Source organism: Streptomyces sp. NPDC043680 (assembly GCF_056436685.1).
The window spans coordinates 7,112-28,212 of the sequence record NZ_JBWKCE010000010.1 but is presented as its reverse complement, the minus strand read 5'-3'; the positions used below and the strand labels follow the sequence as shown (position 1 = coordinate 28,212).

18 protein-coding genes are annotated in these 21,101 nt (G+C 71.5%); 9 read left to right on the top strand and 9 right to left on the bottom strand.

The features are described from left to right. Positions 1–86: 86 nt before the first annotated feature. Entirely contained in the window at positions 87–668 is a 582-nt protein-coding gene (locus AC0666_RS20855; protein ID WP_478708107.1) for a Uma2 family endonuclease, read from the top strand. A gap of 72 nt (positions 669–740) precedes the next feature. Here AC0666_RS20855 and AC0666_RS20850 read toward each other — a convergent pair whose 3' ends face one another. Continuing rightward, positions 741–1,934 carry an RtcB family protein gene (locus tag AC0666_RS20850; RefSeq protein WP_361722096.1) on the bottom strand — a complete coding sequence of 398 codons (1,194 nt, stop codon included), beginning with the start codon at positions 1,932–1,934 and terminating at the stop codon, positions 741–743. A 191-nt stretch (positions 1,935–2,125) separates the two neighbouring features. Here AC0666_RS20850 and AC0666_RS20845 point away from each other — a divergent pair, with 191 nt between their 5' ends. The 3 genes from AC0666_RS20845 to AC0666_RS20835 all read left to right on the top strand — a co-directional run bounded on the left by AC0666_RS20845 (position 2,126) and on the right by AC0666_RS20835 (position 5,409). Further along, the gene (locus AC0666_RS20845; RefSeq protein WP_468962643.1) at positions 2,126–2,980 is read left to right on the top strand and encodes a DUF3558 domain-containing protein; all 855 of its coding nucleotides are present in this window, start codon (positions 2,126–2,128) and stop codon (positions 2,978–2,980) included. 184 nt (positions 2,981–3,164) lie between these two features. Beyond that, on the top strand, positions 3,165–3,938 hold the full coding sequence (locus tag AC0666_RS20840) for a DUF3558 family protein (protein ID WP_468962642.1): 774 nt from the start codon (positions 3,165–3,167) through the stop codon (positions 3,936–3,938). Between the two features lie 103 nt (positions 3,939–4,041). Then, entirely contained in the window at positions 4,042–5,409 is a 1,368-nt protein-coding gene (locus AC0666_RS20835) for a DUF2637 domain-containing protein (RefSeq protein WP_468962639.1), read from the top strand. Between the two features lie 117 nt (positions 5,410–5,526). On the opposite strand, the gene lysS is transcribed toward AC0666_RS20835, so the two are convergent. Continuing rightward, a complete protein-coding gene (lysS, locus tag AC0666_RS20830; RefSeq protein ID WP_468962636.1) occupies positions 5,527–7,260 on the bottom strand; it encodes a lysine--tRNA ligase in 1,734 nt (577 codons plus the stop codon). A 181-nt stretch (positions 7,261–7,441) separates the two neighbouring features. Here lysS and argS point away from each other — a divergent pair, with 181 nt between their 5' ends. Then, entirely contained in the window at positions 7,442–9,226 is a 1,785-nt protein-coding gene (argS, locus tag AC0666_RS20825; protein ID WP_478708106.1) for an arginine--tRNA ligase, read from the top strand. 86 nt (positions 9,227–9,312) lie between these two features. Here the strand turns inward: argS and AC0666_RS20820 are convergent, their stop codons facing one another. Continuing rightward, positions 9,313–9,585, bottom strand: coding sequence for a DUF1876 domain-containing protein (locus AC0666_RS20820; protein WP_468585088.1), 273 nt, complete (start codon positions 9,583–9,585; stop codon positions 9,313–9,315). A 223-nt stretch (positions 9,586–9,808) separates the two neighbouring features. Between AC0666_RS20820 and AC0666_RS20815 the strand changes: the two genes are divergently transcribed. Further along, positions 9,809–10,213, top strand: a complete 405-nt coding sequence (locus AC0666_RS20815) for a hypothetical protein (protein WP_478708105.1) — start codon at positions 9,809–9,811, stop codon at positions 10,211–10,213. Between the two features lie 219 nt (positions 10,214–10,432). Here AC0666_RS20815 and hemB read toward each other — a convergent pair whose 3' ends face one another. From hemB to AC0666_RS20785, 6 genes are all read right to left on the bottom strand, one after another. Continuing rightward, positions 10,433–11,434: a porphobilinogen synthase gene (gene hemB, locus AC0666_RS20810; protein WP_468962629.1), complete on the bottom strand. Its 1,002-nt coding sequence runs from the start codon at positions 11,432–11,434 to the stop codon at positions 10,433–10,435. Between the two features lie 128 nt (positions 11,435–11,562). After that, on the bottom strand, positions 11,563–13,230 hold the full coding sequence (locus tag AC0666_RS20805) for a bifunctional uroporphyrinogen-III C-methyltransferase/uroporphyrinogen-III synthase (RefSeq protein ID WP_468962626.1): 1,668 nt from the start codon (positions 13,228–13,230) through the stop codon (positions 11,563–11,565). Then, the gene (gene hemC, locus AC0666_RS20800; RefSeq protein ID WP_468585095.1) at positions 13,227–14,195 is read right to left on the bottom strand and encodes a hydroxymethylbilane synthase; all 969 of its coding nucleotides are present in this window, start codon (positions 14,193–14,195) and stop codon (positions 13,227–13,229) included. The genes AC0666_RS20805 and hemC overlap by 4 nt, the downstream gene beginning before the upstream one ends. Then, positions 14,192–15,904, bottom strand: a complete 1,713-nt coding sequence (locus tag AC0666_RS20795) for a glutamyl-tRNA reductase (RefSeq protein WP_468962623.1) — start codon at positions 15,902–15,904, stop codon at positions 14,192–14,194. The genes hemC and AC0666_RS20795 overlap by 4 nt, the downstream gene beginning before the upstream one ends. Then, complete coding sequence (locus AC0666_RS20790) at positions 15,901–16,704, bottom strand: redox-sensing transcriptional repressor Rex (protein WP_468962621.1); 804 nt, start codon at positions 16,702–16,704, stop codon at positions 15,901–15,903. The genes AC0666_RS20795 and AC0666_RS20790 overlap by 4 nt, the downstream gene beginning before the upstream one ends. Before the next feature lie 273 nt (positions 16,705–16,977). Further along, on the bottom strand, positions 16,978–17,256 hold the full coding sequence (locus tag AC0666_RS20785; RefSeq protein ID WP_361725768.1) for a glutaredoxin family protein: 279 nt from the start codon (positions 17,254–17,256) through the stop codon (positions 16,978–16,980). Positions 17,257–17,363: 107 nt separating this feature from the next. On the opposite strand from AC0666_RS20785, the gene AC0666_RS20780 reads away from it, so the two are divergent. From AC0666_RS20780 to AC0666_RS20770, 3 genes are all read left to right on the top strand, one after another. Continuing rightward, a complete protein-coding gene (locus tag AC0666_RS20780; protein ID WP_468962617.1) occupies positions 17,364–18,305 on the top strand; it encodes an HAD family hydrolase in 942 nt (313 codons plus the stop codon). Positions 18,306–18,697: 392 nt separating this feature from the next. After that, on the top strand, positions 18,698–19,513 hold the full coding sequence (locus tag AC0666_RS20775) for an ECF subfamily RNA polymerase sigma factor, BldN family (protein ID WP_361725773.1): 816 nt from the start codon (positions 18,698–18,700) through the stop codon (positions 19,511–19,513). A gap of 275 nt (positions 19,514–19,788) precedes the next feature. After that, positions 19,789–20,988 carry a DUF5667 domain-containing protein gene (locus AC0666_RS20770; RefSeq protein ID WP_478708104.1) on the top strand — a complete coding sequence of 400 codons (1,200 nt, stop codon included), beginning with the start codon at positions 19,789–19,791 and terminating at the stop codon, positions 20,986–20,988. Positions 20,989–21,101: the final 113 nt, after the last annotated feature.

The window sequence follows — 21,101 nt, the reverse complement described above, 5'->3', positions numbered from 1 at the left end:
GCGCGTAGGGGTGAATCAGCGCCGATTGCCGGTGTCCACGGCTACGCTCCGAAAGGGTGGGTCACGAAAGGGAGGAAGCCATCGCCGTGATACAGCACGAGACCACGATCGCGGAGGCCGCCGATCGTCTCTCCAAGGAGCTTCCCGGGCACCGAGTGGAGATTCTGCAGGGGAGGCTCACCGTGACACCACCTGCGGACGGCTCACACGCGCTGTCGCTGAGTTGGCTGATCGAGCAGTTCTACGACGCAGGGGCCAAGAACGCCGGCCTCAGATACCTGCAGGGCATCGGCCTCTGGCTGCCCACCGGCCCGGACGACTACGCCGTCCCGGACTTCTCACTCGTCGAGGCGGACTTCCTGGACTCCAAGGTCCAGAAGAACTGCTACGCCCCCGACGTCTTCCGCATGATCCTTGAGGTCACCTCCTCGAACTGGTCGGACGACATCGGCGTCAAGGTCGAGGGCTACGCCAAGGCCGGCGTCCCGGTGTACGTCGTCGCCGACCGCCACCACGACGAGGTCGTCCTCTACACCGACCCCCGGAGCGGCGGGTACCGCCGGCGCAAGGCCTTCAAGCGCGGTACCGCCGTCCCCCTCCCCGAGGACATCGGCGTCACCCTTGAGCTCTCCGTCGACCGCCTCCTCGACGGCGACGAGAACGCCTGAGCCCGGACACGGAAGGGCCCGGACCGATCACGGTCCGGGCCCTTCCATTCCCCCGACCACTGCACCCCGGGCTCAGCCCTTGATGCAGATGACCTGCTTGAGCTTGGCCACGACCTGGACCAGGTCGGTCTGCTGGTCGATGACCTGCTCGATGGACTTGTACGCACCCGGGATCTCGTCCACGACGCCCGAGTCCTTGCGGCACTCCACGCCCCGGGTCTGCTCCGCCAGGTCGCGCGCAGAGAACCGCTTCTTCGCGGCCGTCCGGCTCATCTTGCGGCCCGCACCGTGCGAGGCCGAATTGAAGGACTTCTCGTTGCCGAGGCCCTTCACGATGTACGAACCCGTGCCCATGGAGCCCGGGATGATCCCGTAGTCACCGCTGCCGGCGCGGATCGCCCCCTTGCGGGTGACCAGCAGGTCCATGCCGTCGTACCGCTCCTCCGCCACGTAGTTGTGGTGGCAGCTGATCTCCTGCGTGAAGGAGACCTTCGCCTTGCGGAACTCCCGCCGGACGACCTCCTTGAACAGGCTCATCATCACCGCGCGGTTGTACTTGGCGTACTCCTGCGCCCAGAAGAGGTCGTTGCGGTACGCCTCCATCTCGGGGGTGGCCGCGAGGAAGACCGCGAGGTCCCGGTCGACCAGGCCCTGGTTGTGCGAGAGGCCGCGGGCGACACCGATGTGGTGCGAGGCGAGTTCGTTGCCGATGCCCCGGGATCCGGAGTGCAGCATCAGCCAGACCGAGCCGGCCTCATCGAGACAGAACTCGATGAAATGGTTTCCCGATCCGAGCGTTCCGACCTGCTTCGTGGCCCGCTCGTGACGGAACTTGACCGCATCCGCAAGGTAGTCGAACCGCTCCCACAGGTCCCCGAACCCCGTCGGCCCGAACCCGTAGAGCCGCCCCGGGTCCACCGGCTCCCGGTGCATGCCCGCGCCCACCGGGATGGCCGCCTCGATCTTCGAGCGGAGCTTCGAGAGGTCGCCCGGCAGGTCGTTCGCCGTGAGGGACGTCTTCACCGCCGACATGCCGCAGCCGATGTCCACCCCCACCGCCGCAGGACACACCGCGTCCTTCATGGCGATCACCGAGCCGACCGTGGCGCCCTTGCCGTAGTGGACGTCCGGCATGACGGCCAGGCCCTTGATCCACGGAAGGCCGGAGACGTTGTGCAGTTGCTGCATCGCACTGGCCTCGACCGACGCGGGGTCGGTCCACATCCGGATCGGGACCTTCGCTCCCGGCACCTCTACATACGACATAAGGTCTTAATCCCCCGAAAAGCGCAAAAAAGTCTCCATACGCAAAAGCCTCGCTCTTGGCCCCAAACCAGACAAGGGACCGGCGCCGGCGCCAGCGTGTGCGATAGACATTGTGTTCATCCGCGCCCACGGCGCGGCAACGCATTTTCCTGACCGCCGGGCGGCCGGGCGGTCGAAGGGAGCCAGTGGACGTGCAGCGCAAGGCGGTACGGCGGGTCCTGCCAGGCATCGCGATGCTCACCGCACTCGTGGCCGGGGCGAGCGGCCTGACGGGGTGCACCAGCGGGAGCGGCGGCCGGTCCGCCAGCGACTCCAAGGCCGGGGACAGCACCACCGTGCCCGCACCCCCCGGCAAATACCGCAGCCTGCCCTCGCCCTGCAAGGCAGCCGACGGCAAGCGCCTCAAGGCCATGCTCCCGGCCGCGGCCACGCTCACCGAGGAGCAGCGCGGCCGGCTGTACGCCGGCACCGCCGACACCTCGTACGACGCCGACCGGCACGTCGCCTGCCGCTGGACGGCGCAGACCCCCGAGGAGACCCGGCTGCTGTCGGTCGGCTTCGAGCGCGTGGTGTCCTACGACCGGTCCACGACGAGCGACGACGACAAGGCGCGACAGGTCTACGTCCGCCGCCTGACGGACGCGCACCTGCCCTTCCCCGGCCCGGCCCCCACGGGCAGCCCCGGCACCGCCCCCACCACGGCCCCGAACCCCGCCACCAGCCCGGCCGCCAACCCGGCCACCGGCCCGTCCGCGGGAACCTCGACGACCCCCGGCCCCGGCGCGAGCGTCCCGCCGCCCGAGCTCGGTTCCCGCGTGCTCGAAGGGCTCGGCACCGAGGCCTTCCTCGACGACAAGCTGAGCGCGGCCGGCGCCAGCGCGGCCCAGGCGCGGACCGTGCGGATTGTGTTCCGCACCTCGAACGTCATCGTCACCGTCGAGTACAGCGTGCAGCCGTCGCTGCCCGGCACCGTCCCGTCGAGCCCCGAAACCCAAGACAAGGCACGGCAGTTGGCGCAGGCCCTCGTCGAGCGGTTCAACGACTGAACGGCACCGCGGACGGCCCGGCGTGACGGCGCGCACAGCAGGCGCGCGCCGGATCGGGCTACCGTTGCCCGGGTCCCGCGCCCCGAAAGGCGTCACCCGAACAGCTCACGGAACACGCCACGGCGTCGCCCACACGTCCACCCGTCGCCCACCACGTACTGGCCCACCACGTACTGAAGGAACCATGCACCGATCAGCCTCGCGCCGCCTCACCCGCGTCCTCGCCTGCGCAGCCGTCCCGGTGATCCTCACCGTCGCCGGATGCTCCTCCGACTCGGACAAGGGCTCGGGCTCGGACGGCGGCAAGAAGTCCAGCGCCTCCTCGTCCGCCAAGCCGAACGGGAAGCCGTCGGCCGGCCTGGAGAAGGCGGCGTTCGCGACGCTGCCCGACCCCTGCAAGGCGATCCAGACGAAGACCGTCGAGACCCTCGTCCCCGAGGCGAAGGACAAGAACGGCACGGCGACCAAGTCGAACGACCTCTCCAGCCGCGCCAGCTGCTCCTGGAACGGTCTCGACGAGGACGGCCTGAAGGGCTCGCAGTACCGCTGGCTGTCGATCTCCCTCGTGCGCTACGACTCCCACGCGTCGCTGGGCAGTGCCAACAAGCGTGCCGAGGAGCAGTACGCCAAGCAGACCGCGGCGGCGAAGACCACCGAGGGCGCGCACGACGTGAAGGAGGAGGCCGCCGGCGGCATCGGCGACCAGGCCACCTCCGTCGTGTACGGGGTGAAGAAGGACGTCGACTTCTTCAACACCACCATCGTGGCGCGCACCCAGAACGTGGTGGTCACGCTCGACTACAACGGTGCGGCGTACGAGGGCGCGAGCGCCCCGGACCAGGCGAAGCTGCTCCAGGACGCCATCGCGGCGGCGAAGGAGGCGGTGGCCTCGGTGGACGCCGCGAACCAGCAGCAGAAGCAGCCCGAGCAGCAGGCTTCCCCCTCGCCCCAGCAGTGATCGGCGGTAACCCACCGCATTAAAGGGAGGCTGACATTCAGTCACTCCCACCGTCACCCGTACGCTGTGCCTGCCGTAGCTCGACAAGGGGAGGGGATCGCGGGTGGCCGCGATGCAGCTGACTCGTACGCACCGGATACTCATCGGCGTCGTGGTCGCAGGAGCCGTGGTCATCGCGGGCATCGGCTTCGCGGGCTCGTACGCCGCGGTGCGGGCGCTCGCATTGCAGAAAGGCTTCGGCAGCTTCTCGCTGGTGTTCCCGATCGGCATCGACGCGGGCATCTGCGTGCTGCTGGCCCTCGACCTGCTGCTGACGTGGATCCGGATCCCGTTCCCGCTGCTGCGGCAGACGGCGTGGCTGCTGACCGCGGCGACCATCGCGTTCAACGGTGCGGCGGCCTGGCCGGATCCGCTCGGTGTCGGCATGCACGCCGTGATCCCCATCCTGTTCGTGGTCACGGTGGAGGCGGCCCGGCACGCGGTGGGCCGGATCGCGGACATCACCGCGGACCGGCACATGGAGGGCGTACGGATCACCCGGTGGCTGCTGTCGCCGGTGCCGACCTTCAAGCTGTGGCGCCGGATGAAGCTGTGGGAGCTGCGGTCCTACGAGCAGGCCGTCGGCATGGAGCAGGACCGGCTGATCTACCAGGCGCGGCTCCAGGCCCGCTACGGCCGGGCCTGGCGCCGCAAGGCGCCGGTGGAGGCGCTGATGCCGCTGCGCCTGGCCCGGATCGGCGTCCCGCTGGCCCAGACGGCCCCGGAGGGCCTGGCGGCGGCGGGGATCGACCCGGTACTGCTGCCTCCGGCGGATGCGGCGGGTTCGGCCCCGGCCCTGGAGGCGGGCAGGGCCGCGGGCCCGGCGCCCGCGGACATCGGCCTTCCCGGCGGGGCCGCGGGACCGGCGGCGGCCGCGGGCCAGGCCGCCCCGGCGGCCGCCGGTGCGGCGCCCGGCGCCCGGGCGGAGGGCGTGCAGGGCCCGGCCGGAGTCCCCGGGCACCACGCCCCGCCGCCCTTCGCGGTGGAGCCGACGGCGATGCCCGCCGCGCACAACAGCGCCTGGTTCGCGGCCCCGCTCGCCCCGCAGGCCGCGTACGAGGGCGGCTACAACCCGCAGTACGTCGAGGGCCTGGAGCCGACCCCGGTGATGCCCCCGGCGGGCCCGGAGGATCCGGAAGGCCCGGAGGGTCCGCAGGCCGCCCGGCCCCTGCCGGACCCGGCTGCGTCCGTGCAGCCGCCGGCGCCGCAGGTGCAGGACGTCGACGAGGTGAAGTTCGCGGAGGCCTCGTACGAGGTCTTCCGCGCCTACATCGACGAGTACGGCCAGTTCCCGAACCCGGAGCAGCTGGACATACACCTCGCGGACCGGCTCGGCATCGTGCACCCGCGCAGCGCCACCACGCTCAAGCGGCTCATGCCGGAGCTCAAGCAGCGCTACCAGCGTGACCTGGAGAACGAGCACATCGCGTAACGGGCATCGCGCTACGAGCCTCGCGTCACGGGCCTCGCGCACATGCCGTCCCACGCATGCGGAAGGGCCCGCACCCCTCGGGGTGCGGGCCCTTCCCGCGTCAGGGCGCGGTCCGGCTCAGGCGGCGAGCAGCTTGCGCACCCGGTCCGCCCCCACCGCCAGCAGCAGCGTGGGCAGGCGCGGCCCGGTCTCCCGGGTCACCAGCAGGCGGTACAGCAGGGCGAAGAAGGACCGCTGCGCGACCTTGAGCTCCGGCGTCGGCTTGGCGTCGGGCTCCAGGCCCGCCATCACCTTCGGCACGCCGTAGACGAGCGTGGTCAGCCCGTCCAGCGACCAGTGCGAGTCCAGGCCGTCCACCAGCAGGCGCAGCGACTCGCGGGCCTGGTCGTCCAGGGAGGACAGCAGCTCGGTGTCGGGCTCCTCGCGGACGAGGGTGCGCTGGTCGGCCGGGACCTGGGTGGTGATCCAGTTCTCGGCGCGGTCCAGGCGCGGCCGCACCTCGTCGAGGGAGGTGAGCGGCTTGTCCGGCTCCAGGTCGCTGAGGATGCGCAGGGTCTGCTCGTCGTGGCCGGCGGTGATGTCCACCACCGAGGCGAGCGTGCGGTACGGCATCGGCCGCGCCGTGCGGGGCAGCTCGTGCGAGGCGACCCGGACGGCGCGGGTGTGGGCGGCGGCGTCGGCCGGCAGGACGGAGCCGTCGGCGACCTTGGCCTCCAGCTTGTCCCACTCGTCGTACAGCCGCTGGATCTCCTGGTCGAAGGCGATCTTGAATGACTGGTTCGGCCGGCGACGGGCGTACAGCCAGCGCAGCAGCTGCGGCTCCATGATCTTCAGGGCGTCGGCCGGGGTGGGGACGCCGCCCTTCGACGAGGACATCTTGGCCATGCCGCTGATGCCGACGAAGGCGTACATCGGTCCGATCGGCTGCTCGCCGCCGAAGATGTGCACGATCTGCCCGCCGACCTGGAAGGACGAGCCGGGCGAGGAGTGGTCGACGCCGGAGGGCTCGAAGACGACGCCCTCGAAGGCCCAGCGCATCGGCCAGTCGACCTTCCAGACCAGCTTGCCGCGGTTGAACTCGCTGAGCTTGACCGTCTCGGTGTACTCGTCCTCGGTGCAGACGTAGGTCATCTCGGTCGTCTCGTCGTTGTACGAGGTGACCTTGGTGAAGTCCTTGCCGCAGGCGCCGCAGTACGGCTTGTACGGGAAGTACTCGGAGCCCTCCGCGCTGCCGTCGTCCTCGGCGGCCGCGCCCGATCCCTCGGCGGCCTCCAGCTCGGCGGCGTCGACGGGCTTCTGCTGCGGCTTCTTGCCGGCGCCCGGCTTCTGCTTCGTGCGGTACTGGTCGAGTACGGCGTCGATCTCGCGGCGGTGCTTCATCGCGAACAGCACCTGCTCGCGGTAGGCGCCGGAGGTGTACTGCTCGGTCTGGCTGATCGGGTCGTACTCGACGCCCATCTCGGCGAGCGCCTCGACGAAGGCGGCCTTGAAGTGCTCGGCCCAGGTCGCGTACGGCGATCCGGCCGGCGCCGGGACGGAGGTCAGCGGCTTGCCGATGTGCTGTCCGAAGGTCTCCTCGTCCACGCCGGGGATGCCCCGGGGCACCTTCCGGTAGCGGTCGTAGTCGTCCCAGGACAGGACGTGCCGGACCTCGATGCCGCGGCGGCGGATCTCGTCGGCGACCAGGTGCGGGGTCATGACCTCGCGGAGGTTGCCCAGGTGGATCGGGCCGGAGGGGGAGAGTCCGGACGCGACGACGACAGGTTTGCCGGGTGCTCGGCGCTCCGCCTCGGCGATGACCTCGTCCGCGAAACGGGAGACCCAGTCGGTCTCGGTGCTGCTCTGAGCCACGACACGTCCTTCTATCTCGTAATGCTGGCTTCAGCCATTCTCCCAGACGGAACGGGCCGCTCCGGGGTTGCCCGGGAGGGGCCTTTATCCCGGACTGCGGACAGCCCCCGCGTGGGATACTCGGGGCTTGTCGGAAAACCCAAGCGCGCCTCCGGGCACAACCTCACAGGAACGGCAGCTCATGGCCTCGGTCCATTCCCTCGCTTCCTCCGTCAACCAGCGCGTCGCGGACGCCCTCGCCTCCGCCCTGCCGGAGGCCGGTGCCGCCGACCCCCTGCTGCGACGTAGCGACCGGGCCGACTTCCAGGCCAACGGCATCCTGGCGCTGGCGAAGAAGGCGAAGGCCAACCCGCGGGAACTCGCCACGACGGTCGTCGAGGGCATCCCGACCGGCGGCGCGTCCGACGTGATCCGGGAGATCGAGGTCTCGGGCCCCGGCTTCCTCAACATCACGGTCTCCGACCGGGCGATCATCGAGACCCTGGCCGCCCGGGCCGGCGACGACCGCCTCGGCGTGCCGTACGCGGCGAACGCGGGCACGACGGTGATCGACTACGCGCAGCCGAACGTCGCGAAGGAGATGCACGTCGGCCACCTGCGCTCGGCGGTCATCGGCGCGGCGATGGTGGAGATCCTGGAGTTCACCGGCGAGAAGGTCATCCGCCGCCACCACATCGGCGACTGGGGCACCCAGTTCGGCATGCTCATCCAGTACCTGATCGAGCACCCGCACGAGCTGGACCACAAGGCCGACGGCGACGCGGAGGTCTCCGGCGAGGAGGCCATGTCGAATCTGAACCGCCTCTACAAGGCCTCGCGCGCGCTGTTCGACTCGAACGAGGAGTTCAAGACGCGGGCGCGGGCGCGGGTCGTCGACCTGCAGGCGGGCGACGCCGAGACGCTGGCGCTGTGGCAGCGGTTCGTCGACGAGTCGAAGATCTACTTCTACTCCGTCTTCAACAAGCTGGACATGGACATCCAGGACCCCGACGTCGTCGGCGAGTCCGGCTACAACGACATGCTGGCCGAGACCTGCAAGCTGCTGGAGGAGTCGGGCGTCGCCGTCCGCTCCAACGGCGCGCTGTGCGTGTTCTTCGACGAGTACAAGGGCCCGGACGGCAACCCGACCCCGCTGATCGTCCAGAAGTCCGACGGCGGCTTCGGCTACGCGGCGACCGACCTGTCCGCGATCCGCGACCGCGTCGGCAAGCTCGGCGCGGACACCCTGATCTACGTGGTCGACGCCCGCCAGTCCCTCCACTTCAAGATGGTCTTCGAGACCGCCCGCCGCGCCGGCTGGCTGGGCGAGGACGTCCAGGCGGTCCAGCTGGCCTTCGGCACTGTCCTCGGCAAGGACGGCAAGCCGTTCAAGACCCGCGAGGGCGAGACGGTGCGGCTGGTGGATCTGCTGGACGAGGCCGTGGAGCGGGCGACCGCGGTGGTCCGGGAGAAGGCCGAGAAGGTGGGCCTGACCGAGGAGGAGATCGTCGACAACGGGCGGTACGTGGGCATCGGCGCCGTCAAGTACGCGGACCTGTCCACCTCCGCCGCGCGCGACTACAAGTTCGACCTGGACCAGATGGTCTCGCTGAACGGCGACACGTCCGTGTACCTCCAGTACGCGTACGCCCGGATCAAGTCGATCCTGCGCAACGCCGGAGACCGCAAGCCGGTCGCGCACCCGGAGCTGGCCTTGGCGCCGGCCGAGCGGGCGCTGGGCCTGCACCTGGACGCCTTCGGCGAGCTGCTCGCCGAGGCGGCCGCCGAGCACGCCCCGCACAAGCTGGCCGCGTACCTCTACCAGCTGGCCTCCCTCTATACGACGTTCTACGACCAGTGCCCGGTCGTGAAGCCGGAACCGGAGCTGGTCGTGGGCGAGAACCGCCTCTTCCTGTGCGACCTGACGGCCCGCACCCTCAGCAAGGGCATGTCCCTGCTGGGTATCCGCACCCCCGAGAAGCTCTGACCCCGCCTGTTTCACAGGGGCGGCCCCGTCTCCCGGCCCGGGAGACGGGGCCGCCCCGTTGGGTTCAGGGGAGTGGGTTCAGGCGTTCACTGGTTCAGCGGGTAGGAGTGCCGGCCCGTCACCTCGTCGATCTCGGAGTGGGCCTTCTCCAACAGCTGGGTGGAGAGATCCATGAGCGCACGAGCCCCCGCGATCTCCTCGCCGACCCTCAACTGCTCCGGGTCGGAGGGATGACGCATGGCGTAGCCGCGTCCCTTGATCTCGGAGCCGTCACCGAGCCTGACCAGGGCCGCCGCACTGGTGCGGTGGCCTTCCTCGCTGAACTCCAGCTCCACGTGCCACCCGACCAGTGTGGACATGGTGCATCACCTCCAGGGGGGGTCACCCTGACTCCAGGGTGCGCCGAGGGGACGGCTAACGCGAGCGGGGGCGGGGGCGGGAGGGGGCTTCGGAAAAGCGGGATGCCCGCACCCGAACCCCGCCCCGCCCATCCCCCGTACTCAGCCCCCGCCCCCCGAAGCCGCCCCGACGTGAGTATCTGCGCTCATGTGCTCCGCCCACCGCCGCAGTTGACTACGGTCCATGAACGAGCACCCCGCCCCGGACACCTCGCCCGAATCACCCAACTCGCCCGACTCGCCCGACTCCCCCCACGCCCCCCACCGCCGCGCCTTCATCGCGCCGCTCGTGTCCACCCTGGTGACGCTGCCGGCGGCCCTCGTCGCGTTCTTCATCGTCGGGTTGTCGCCCATGGCCTGCGACTCCTGCAACGGCGACGTCGCTGACCGGTTCGACGCCTCCTACGAGGTCGCCTTCCCCACCTTCACCGCCGGCCTGCTGGTCGTCCTGGTCCTGCTGGTGGCCTGCTGGGCGCTGCCCTGGCAGCGGCGGAACGCCGCCCGGCGCGTCGTGCTCGCGCTGTTCGCCCCGGCCGCCGTGGTGCTGGACTACCTCGTGTTCGCTGCACTCGTCGACTGGCCGAGCTGACGCCGCCGCGAGCTGACGAACTCCCCCTCGCCCCCTCTGCCCCCACCCCCGTCCGTCCCTACGCTCCCCCCATGGGCAGAGCGCAGCGGGCAAGACGGTGGCCTCGGGCCGGAGTGCGGACCAGGGCTCTTGCGTGGGCCCTCGTCTGTTGGCGGTGCTGGCGCACCGGGCCGCCCCCCGGTGCCGCCCGCGTGTGGCCGCTGCGCTGACGGGGCCTCGTCAGCGCGTCTCGCGCAGCCAGCCCGCGACCTCGGTCGCCCAGTACGTGAGGATCGTGTCCGCGCCGGCCCGCTTGATGCCCAGCAGGGTCTCCAGGATGGCCCGGTCGCGCTCGATCCAGCCCTTCTCCGCCGCCGCCTCGATCATCGCGAACTCGCCGCTGATCTGGTACGCCGCCACGGGGACGTCCACGGCCTGCGCGACCCGGTACAGGATGTCCAGGTAGGGGCCGGCCGGCTTGACCATCACCATGTCCGCGCCCTCCTCCAGGTCGAGGGCGAGCTCCTTCAGCGACTCGCGCGCGTTCGCCGGGTCCTGCTGGTACGTCTTGCGGTCGCCCTGCAGCGAGGAGGCGACGGCCTCCCGGAACGGACCGTAGAACGCGGACGAGTACTTCGCCGTATAGGCGAGGATCGACACGTCCTCGTGGCCCGTCTCGTCCAGCGCGTCGCGGATGACGCCGACCTGGCCGTCCATCATCCCGCTCGGCCCGACCACGTGGACGCCCGCGTCCGCCTGGACCTGGGCCATCTCCGCGTACCGTTCCAGCGTCGCGTCGTTGTCGACGCGGCCGTGCTCGTCCAGGACGCCGCAGTGGCCGTGGTCGGTGTACTCGTCCAGGCACAGGTCGGACATGATCACCAGGTCGTCGCCGACCTCCGCCTTCACATCGCGGATGGCGACCTGCAGGATCCCGTCCGGCTCGGTGCCCGCGGTGCCCAGCGCGTCCTTGTTCTCGTCCGCCGGGACCCCGAACAGCATGATCCCCGCCACGCCCGCCTCGACGGCCTCGACGGCGGCCTTGCGCAGCGTGTCCCGGGTGTGCTGGACCACGCCCGGCATCGCCGAGATGGCCAGGGGCTCGCTGATGCCCTCCCGTACGAAGGCCGGGAGGATCAGGTCCGAGGGGTGCAGCCGGGTCTCCGCGACCATCCGCCGCATCGCCGGGGTCGTGCGCAGCCGGCGGGGCCGCGAGCCGGGGAAGGATCCGTACGTGCTCATCTTCTAGTCGCCTCTTCGAGCATCGACAGCAGTCGCCACAAGCGTAGAGCCCGGGCGCTCAGCACCCGGGCCCCACTCCGTTCCCGTCCTCGGCGACCGCCTGGCGGTACCGCCGGAGCCGGCGCCCGTCAGGTCGTACGACGCCTCCGCGCCCCCGGCCGGCGCTCGCTCGGCCGGGAGACCGACTCGCCGGCCTCCTTGGCCGCCTCGCGGCGTGCCGCGCCGTACTCGGCGAGGGCTTCGGCGAGCTTGCTCACGCTGGGCTCCGGCGACAGCACGTCCACGCGCAGCCCGTGCTCCTCCGCCGTCTTGGCGGTCGCCGGCCCGATGCAGGCGATCACGGTGACGTTGTGCGGCTTGCCGGCGATGCCGACCAGGTTGCGCACCGTGGAGCTCGACGTGAAGAGCACGGCGTCGAAGCCGCCGCCCTTGATCGCCTCGCGGGTGTCCGCGGGCGGCGGCGACGCGCGCACGGTCCGGTAGGCGGTGACGTCGTCGACCTCCCACCCGAGCTCTATCAGGCCCGCGACCAGCGTCTCCGTCGCGATGTCGGCGCGTGGCAGGAAGACGCGGTCGATCGGGTCGAAGACGGGGTCGTACGGCGGCCAGTCCTCCAGCAGTCCGGCGGCCGACTGCTCCCCGCTGGGGACCAGGTCCGGCTTCACACCGAACTCGACCAGCGCGGCCGCGGTCTGCTCGCCCACCGCCGCGACCTTGATCCCGGCGAAGGCTCGGGCGTCGAGCCCGTACTCCTCGAACTTCTCGCGTACGGCCTTGACCGCGTTCACCGAGGTGAAGGCGATCCACTCGTAGCGTCCGGTGACGAGCCCCTTCACGGCCCGCTCCATCTGCTGCGGGGTGCGCGGGGGCTCCACGGCGATGGTCGGCACCTCGTGCGGCACCGCACCGTACGAACGCAGCTGGTCGGAGAGCGAAGCGGCCTGCTCCTTGGTGCGCGGTACGAGGACCCGCCAGCCGAACAGCGGCTTCGACTCGAACCAGGCCAGCTCCTCGCGGCGCGCGGCGGCGCCCTGCTCACCGACCACGGCTATCACCGGGCGGGCGCCCTCGGGCGAGGGGAGCACCTTCCCCTGCTTGAAGACCTGGGCGATGGTGCCGAGGGTGGCGTTCCACGTGCGCTGGCGGGTCGTCGTACCGGCCACCGTCACCGTGAGCGGGGTCTCGGGCTTGCGCCCGGCGGCCACCAGCTCGGCGGCGGCGCCCGGCACCGTCTCCAGGGTCGCGGAGACGACGACGGTGCCGTCGCTGGCGCCGACCTCGCTCCAGCAGCGCTGCGAGGCGTTGCGGGCGTCCACGAACCGTACGTCCGTGCCCCCCTCGCCGCGCAGGGGCACACCGGCGTACGCGGGCACGCCGACGGCGGTCGCGACGCCGGGCACCACCTCGAAGGGGATGCCTTCGGTGGCGCAGGCGAGCATCTCGGCGGCCGCGTTGCCGTCGAGTCCGGGGTCTCCGATGACGGCTCGGACGACCCGCCTGCCGGAGCGCGCAGCCTCCATGACAAGATTGGCCGCATCCCGGATCACCGGCAGCCCGGCGGCCGCTGACGCTTCGTCAGCGATCGTCAGCTGTGGCGTGTCGACGCCCGTGCGTGCATGTGTGCGCACGACGTCGAGCACGTCGGGCTCCGCGATGAGCACGTCGGCGGCGCCGAGCGCCTCGACGGCGCGCAGCGTCAGCAGACCCGGGTCGCCGGGGCCGGCACCGAGGAAGGTGACGTGTCCGTGGGCGGCGACGGCCGGACAGGCGGAGGTGGTCGGACGTGAGGGGTTCAAAGCGATCGCTCCCCCATCAGACCGGCCGCGCCCTTGGCCAGCATCTCGTCCGCGAGTTCGCGGCCGAGCGCCATGGCCTCGTCGTACGACTGGGGCACGGGACCGGTGGTGGACAGCTGCACGAGCGTCGAGCCGTCGAGGGTTCCGACGACGCCGCGCAGGCGCATTTCATTGACAATCTGCCCGTCGGCCAGCAGGTCGGCGAGTGCGCCCACGGGTGCACTGCAGCCGGCCTCCAGGGCGGCGAGCAGGGAACGCTCCGCGGTCACGGCGGCCCGGGTGACCGGGTCGTCGAGCTCGCCGAGCGCGGCGACGAGCTCCGCGTCGGACGCGAGGCACTCGACCGCCAGGGCTCCCTGGCCGGGGGCCGGCAGCACATTGTCGACCGACAGGTAGTCGGTCACCTCCGCGCTGCGGCCGATCCGGTTCAGTCCCGCGGCGGCGAGCACGACGGCGTCCAGCTCTCCGTCGCGGACGAACCCGATGCGGGTGTCGACATTCCCCCGAATGGCGACGGTCTCGATGCGCTTGCCGAGGGCGTGCGCGTAGTGGTTGAGCTGTGCCGTCCGGCGCGGCGAACCGGTACCGATCCGCGCTCCGTCGGGCAGCTGCTCGAAGGTCAGGCCGTCGCGGGCGACGAGGGCGTCGCGCGGGTCCTCGCGCCGCGGCATGGCCGCGATGACGAGTTCCTCGGGCTGCGCGGTCGGCAGGTCCTTCAGCGAGTGGACGGCGAAGTCGACCTCGCCGCGCAGGAGCGCGTCGCGCAGGGCGGTGACGAAGACGCCGGTGCCGCCGATCTGCGCGAGGTTCTCCCGGGAGACGTCGCCGTAGGTCGTGATCTCCACGAGCTCGACGGGCCGGCCGGTGAGCGTCCGTACCGCGTCGGCGACATGGCCGGACTGGGACATGGCCAGCTTGCTGCGTCGCGTGCCGAGCCGGAGGGGCTGGTCGAGACGTGGATTCATGATGCCCGTCCTGAGTCGTGGTTCTGTTCGGCCTGGCCGGCCGGGTCGGCGTCGGCCCTGCTGACGGAGGCCACCGTCTGCGGGTCGAGGTCGAAGAGTTCGCGCAGCGCCTCGGCGTAGCCGGCGCCGCCGGGTTCGCTCGCGAGCTGCTTGACGCGCACGGTCGGCGCGTGGAGGAGCTTGTCGACGACGCGTCGTACGGTCTGGGTGACCTCGGCGCGCTGGCGATCGTCCAGGTCCGGCAGTCGTCCGTCGAGCCGTGCCACTTCCATGGCGACGACCTCGGCGGCCATCGCGCGCAGGGCGACGACGGTCGGCGTGATGTGGGCGGCCCGCTGGGCCGCGCCGAAGGCCGCCACCTCTTCGGTGACGATGACGCGCACGGCGTCCACGTCGGCCGCCATCGGCGCGTCGGCCGAGGCCTCGGCGAGCGATTCGATGTCGACGAGCCGTACGCCGGGGATGCGGTGCACGGCGGCGTCGATGTCGCGCGGCATGGCGAGGTCCAGCAGGGCGAGGCGCACGGGGGCCGCGTCGACCTGGCTGCGGGCGCCCCTGCGGGGCTGCCGCTGCGCGGCCGCTTCGCCCTGGTCGGCCCAGGTGCCGTGCAGTTCGAGGGAGTTGGCGTCGACCCCGGTCAGCGCGGAACGCCCGTCCCCGGCCGGCACCTCGACGGGGCACCCGTCGCGCTCGGCTCCGGCGGTGATGACCCGCGCGGCTCCGGCGTCCACGAGCCGCCCGCCCGCCCGGGCGGCGGCCGCGAGCCGGGCCACGACCTCCGGGTCGAGTCCGAGGGCCTGCGGCGTACCCGCTCCGGCCGACGGCCGGGGCTGCGGCGCGGGGTCCGCGGCGGGGACGAGCCCGGCGGGGGCGGCGGACACGGCCTTGGCCACGTCCTCCGCCGTCAGCACCAGTCCGGTGGCGCCCGTGCAGGACACCACCACGTCGGCACGTGTCAGCTCGTCCGCGACCGCGGCCATGGGCACGGCGCGCGCCGTCACCCCAGTGCCTGAGGCAACCAGAATCTCGGCCAAACGCTCCGCCCGCTCCGCGGTCCGGTTGGCGACGACGATCTCGGCGACGCCGACCCGCGCCAGCGTGGCGGCGGCCAGCGAGGACATCGACCCGGCGCCGATCACCAGCGCCCGCTTGCCGGCGGCCCACACGTCGACCGGTTCCCGCCCGGCGGTGAGCTGCTCCAGCCCGAAGGTCACCAGCGACTGCCCGGCCCGGTCGATCCCGGTCTCGGAGTGCGCCCGCTTGCCGACCCGCAGCGCCTGCTGGAAGAGGTCGTTGATCAGCCGGCCCGCCGTGTGGAGCTCCTGCCCCAGGGCCAGCGCGTCCTTGATCTGGCCGAGGATCTGGCCCTCGCCGATCACCATCGAGTCCAGCCCGCACGCCACCGAGAAGAGGTGGTGCACGGCCCGGTCCTCGTAGTGCACGTACAGATAGGGGGTGAGCTCTTCCAGCGCCACCCCGCTGTGCTGGGCGAGCAGCGTCGACAGCTCGGCCACACCGGCGTGGAACTTGTCCACGTCCGCGTACAGCTCGATGCGGTTGCACGTGGCGAGCACCGCCGCCTCCGTCGCCGGCTCGGCGGCGAGGGTGTCGTGCAGCAGCTTCACCTTGGCGTCGGCGGACAGGGAGGCCCGCTCCAGCACGCTCACGGGGGCGCTGCGGTGGCTCAGCCCTACGACCAGCAGGCTCATGCCGGCATCACCGCCGGGACGTCGCCCTCGGGGCCGGCCTTGCGCACGGCGGCGGTCTGCGCGGCCGCCGCGGCGGCGGCAGCGGGCGGGACGGCGGCCGCGGCGGGGGCGACGGCCTCGTCGGCCGTCGCGGCTTCCTCGCCGGCCTTGCGCTGCTCGTGGAAGGCCAGGATCTGCAGCTCGATCGACAGGTCGACCTTGCGCACGTCGACGCCGTCCGGCACGGACAGGACGGTCGGCGCGAAGTTCAGGATGGAGGTGACACCGGCGGCGATGAGCCGCTCGCTGACCTGCTGGGCCGCCCCGGCCGGCGTCGCGATGACGCCGATCGAGACACCGTTCTCCTCGATGATCTTCTCAAGGTCGTCGGTGTGCTGGACGGGCATGCCGGCGACCGGCTTGCCGGCCATCGCCGGGTCGGCGTCGATCAGGGCCGCGACGCGGAAGCCGCGGGAGGCGAAGCCGCCGTAGTTGGCGAGGGCCGCGCCGAGGTTGCCGATGCCGACGATGACGACCGGCCAGTCCTGGGTCAGGCCGAGTTCACGGGAGATCTGGTAGACGAGGTACTCGACGTCGTAGCCGACGCCGCGCGTACCGTACGAACCGAGGTACGAGAAGTCCTTGCGCAGCTTGGCGGAGTTGACTCCGGCGGCCGCCGCGAGCTCCTCCGAGGACACCGTGGGCACCGATCGCTCGGAGAGCGCGGTGAGTGCGCGCAAGTACAGCGGAAGCCGGGCGACAGTGGCCTCGGGAATACCTCGGCTGCGGGTCGCCGGTCGGTGAGTTCGGCCAGTTGCCACGATGCTCCTGCGGGATGAGCGGGGCTGCAGGCGGTCACTTGTCCCAAGACCGCCCCGTCGAAAGCAGGCTATGTCTTTGTGAACGCGTGCACAAAGATTGTGTCCGCTTTGTCCGCGCAAAGTGACCGGGGTCACGCGGTATGGGTATGCGGGGCGGGAACCCGCAACACGCCGAACCCGTTCAAATCCCGAGGGGGGCAAAACGGTACACACTCCTCATCAATACGCCCCCGAGACCCCACAAAACGCCCACGATGGTAACCGCCCGGGCGGTCAGCCCTCCAATGCCCGCCTGAGCCGGTCCGGGTTCACCCTCCAGAAGGTGTGCTGCTCGCCGTCCACCAGGACTACAGGGATCTGCTCCCAGTACAGGCGGTACAGCTCCGCGTCCTGCGTGATGTCCTTCTTCTCCCACGGCGCGCCCACCTCGGCGCAGACCGCCTCGATCACCGCCTCCGCGTCCTCGCACAGATGACACCCCGGCTTCCCCACGAGCGTGACCATGCGCTCGCCGGGACGCTTCTTTTCCTTACGACGCAGCAGAGGACTCATGCCCCCATTCTCCCGCGCCGCCACGTCACACCCGCGCCCCGAAGAGTTAACGCGGTGGCACCCCCGTCCGTGCGGGAACTCCCGAACACAGTGGCTATGCTCGCGTCATGGCCGCTCTGGGATGGCTCACCCCCCGTAGGCGCTCCGCCACCGCGCGGAGCGTGCTCGCAGGCGAGGCCTCCGCCGAGGCAGCCCGCAAGACCGCGCAGCGCCTGGAGGCGGAGGAGCCGGCACCGCAGCCGCAGCCGCCCGCCGAACCGGAGTTCCCGGTCGCAGGCGACGACCTCGCCGCCGCCTTCTTCGACCTCGACAACACCGTCATGCAGGGCGCCGCGATCTTCCACTTCGGCCGCGGCCTGTACAAGCGCGAGTTCTTCGACCGCCGCGAACTCGCCCGCTTCGCCTGGCAGCAGGCCTGGTTCCGGCTCGCCGGCGTCGAGGACCCCGAGCACATGCAGGACGCCCGCGACAGCGCCCTGTCCATCGTCAAGGGCCACAAGGTCTCCGAACTCATGGCCATCGGCGAGGAGATCTACGACGAGTACATGGCCGAGCGGATCTGGCCCGGCACCCGCGCCCTGGCCCAGGCCCACCTCGACGCCGGCCAGAAGGTCTGGCTCGTCACCGCCGCCCCCGTCGAGACGGCCACGATCATCGCCCGCCGCCTCGGCCTGACCGGTGCGCTCGGCACCGTCGCCGAGTCGGTGGACGGCATCTATACCGGGCGCCTCGTCGGCGAGCCGCTGCACGGTCCCGCGAAGGCCGAGGCGGTCCGCGCCCTGGCCGCCGCCGAGGGCCTGGACCTCGAACACTGCGCGGCGTACTCCGATTCGCACAACGACATTCCGATGCTGTCGCTGGTCGGGCATCCGTACGCGATCAATCCCGACACAAAACTGCGCAAGCATGCCCGCGCCCACGACTGGCGGCTGCGCGACTATCGCACCGGCCGCAAGGCCGTGAAGGTCGGCGTCCCGGCCGCCGCCGGGGTCGGCGCGATCGCCGGCGGCGCGGCCGCCGCCATCGCGCTGCACCGCCGCCGCAAGTAGCCCCTCCACCCCTCCTCCGGCCGCCGCCTGCACCGCAGCGGTCCGGGCCGCGCCGACCTGCGCCGCCCCGCCCCCGGCCGCTCGCCCCGGCGGACCTTCCCCGAGCCCCGTCCGCTGCCCGGACGGCCCGCACGTCTGCTCCACTCGGTCGCGAGCCAGCGTGGAAGCGTCCATTCCGCGCACCCAACCGATCAAGAATCGATCACCAACCGCGACCGAATATGCCTTCGACACGCAACAGAAGTGTCGTAACCGGTGATTTGAGCAACTGGGTGTAGCGCCGCCTGTACGAAGCGTTATTCTCCTCAAACGCATGCCACCGCCCATCTGTCGCCACGACGGGTGAACGGTTCCGCACTGCACGTGATGGAAGCTCTGCCTCTGGGAGTCCCGTGTACCCACCTGTCGGGGTTGACGCCTCGGGCCTGGCTACGCTGCGCGCAACGGTCCTCGACCACCTGCGCGGCTTCGTCCCCACCGCGTACGCCGTACCCGCCTTCGCCGCCGCGGTCCCTGCCGGCCTCGGCCCGGCCGGACCTTGCTACGCCCTGACCGACGGCGGAGCGACGGTGGGCAGACGCGGTCGTACCGGGGGAGGCGGAAGCGCCACGGCCACCGGCACGAGCGCGCCCGCCGCCCGCCGCCCCACCGCGGACAGCGACCAGGCCCGCATGATGGACCTGGTCGAGCGCGCGCAGGCCGGCGAGGCCGAGGCCTTCGGCCGGCTGTACGACCAGTACAGCGACACGGTCTACCGCTACATCTACTACCGCGTGGGCGGCAAGGCGACGGCGGAGGACCTCACCAGCGAGACCTTCCTGCGCGCGCTGCGCCGCATCTCCACCTTCACGTGGCAGGGCCGCGACTTCGGCGCCTGGCTCGTGACGATCGCCCGCAACCTGGTGGCCGACCACTTCAAGTCGAGCCGGTTCCGCCTGGAAGTGACCACGGGCGAAATGCTGGACGCGAACGAGGTGGAACGGTCACCCGAGGACTCGGTCCTGGAGTCCCTCTCCAACGCCGCCCTGCTGGAAGCCGTACGCAAGCTCAATCCCCAACAGCAGGAGTGCGTGACCCTGCGCTTCCTCCAGGGCCTGTCGGTCGCCGAGACCGCACGGGTGATGGGGAAGAACGAGGGCGCCATCAAGACGCTCCAGTACCGGGCGGTGCGCACCCTGGCCCGCCTGCTCCCGGACGACGCCCGCTGACCCGCTCCCACTGGCCCACCGCCGGCCCCGACACCCCTCCCCCACACCTCCCGTCTCTTCCCCTCATCCACAACCGGTGACCCCTCGATGACGCTGTGGTCCGATCATCCTTCGTCCGTAACCCAAGTGCCGCGCCGCTCGTTGTGCGGAATGCAGGCTCCCTGTGGACACGCCCTGCCCGAAGCCGCTCACTCGAAAGTGTGGATGTGCTCAAGGAAGGCAACCTTCCGGACACCTTGGGGAGTCGATCGTCATGACGAGAGGAGGTGCCGCCAGTGATCGCGAACGTGACTCCGCACCGGCGGGCGAACGCCTTCGCCCAGGCCCTGGAGGATCGGACCCTGTCCGACCCTTCGGAACCGGACTCGGCGGCCGAGCAGTCCGAGGCACCTGCCGAATCTGCCGACCACGACCGGCTGTTGGCCCTGGCGAGCGTGCTCGGCGAAAGAATGCCGCGCCCGGTGCTGGACCCCGAGGTCAAAGTGGTGCAGCGAGCGCAGCTCGTGGCCGCCATGGAGGCCATGGTGAGGGAAGAAAGGGCCGGGGGCGGTGCTGCTGCGGACCCTCAGGTGCCCGAGCAGCGGACCGGCCGCGGCGCCCACCGGGCGACTTCGCTCCGGAAATTGCGGCCCCGCTCCCGCTGGTCCAAGGGCATCGCAGCGGGCGGCCTCACCGTAGGTGTGGCCGCGGGGGCCTTCAGCGGCGTGGCCGCTGCCAGCACGGACGCCCTGCCGGGTGACTCCCTCTACCCCATCAAGCGGGGCATGGAGGACCTGAAGCTCGGGATGGCCGACGAGGACGCGGACCGGGGCGAGCTCTATCTCGACCAGGCATCGAACCGGCTGTCGGAGGCCCGCAGGCTGATGGAGCGCGGCCGGACCGGCGTACTCGACCACGAGTCGCTGGGCGCCATCCGCCGGGCCCTCGCGGGCATGAGCCACGACGCGGCCGAGGGCCACCGCCTGCTCCAGGCCGCGTACGAACGGGACGGCTCGCTCGGCCCGATCCAGACGCTGTCCACGTTCTCCCGCTCGCACCGCGACGCCTGGGGCCGGCTCCGGGAGAAGCTCCCGGCGCAGCTCACCGATGTGGGCGGAGAGGTCGAGTCGGTCTTCCAGGCCATAGACGAAGACGTGGCGCCCCTGCAGGGCCTGCTGCCCAAGCCGCCGGAGCAGACCCGCAGTCCGGGGGGTACGCCGGCCAAGCCGAGCGCTCCCGCCGCCACGCAGCAGTCCGCTCCCGCTGCGGGCGCGCCGTCGGCCAGCGCCACCCCGCCCCCGGCGACCGGAGGCAAGCCCTCCACGGCGCCCGGCGGCCTGCTGGGCGGCGCGGGAGACCTGCTGCAGCCGCCCGGGAGCCAGGGGACCCCGGCCCCCGCGGCCTCCCCGGCCGTACCGCAGCCGGACATCACCCTGCCGCCGCTCCTCCCGGGACTCCTCCCGGGACTGGGCATCAAGGCGGAGGACGCCGAGTAGGCACGCAGGACAGCAGTCGGCCCCAAGGCCCCCCCGCCGGGGCCCCAGGGCCCACAGGAGCTCCGAAAGCGTCTGGTCCCCACACGGCGCGGGGCGGGCAGCGGGTCCCCATA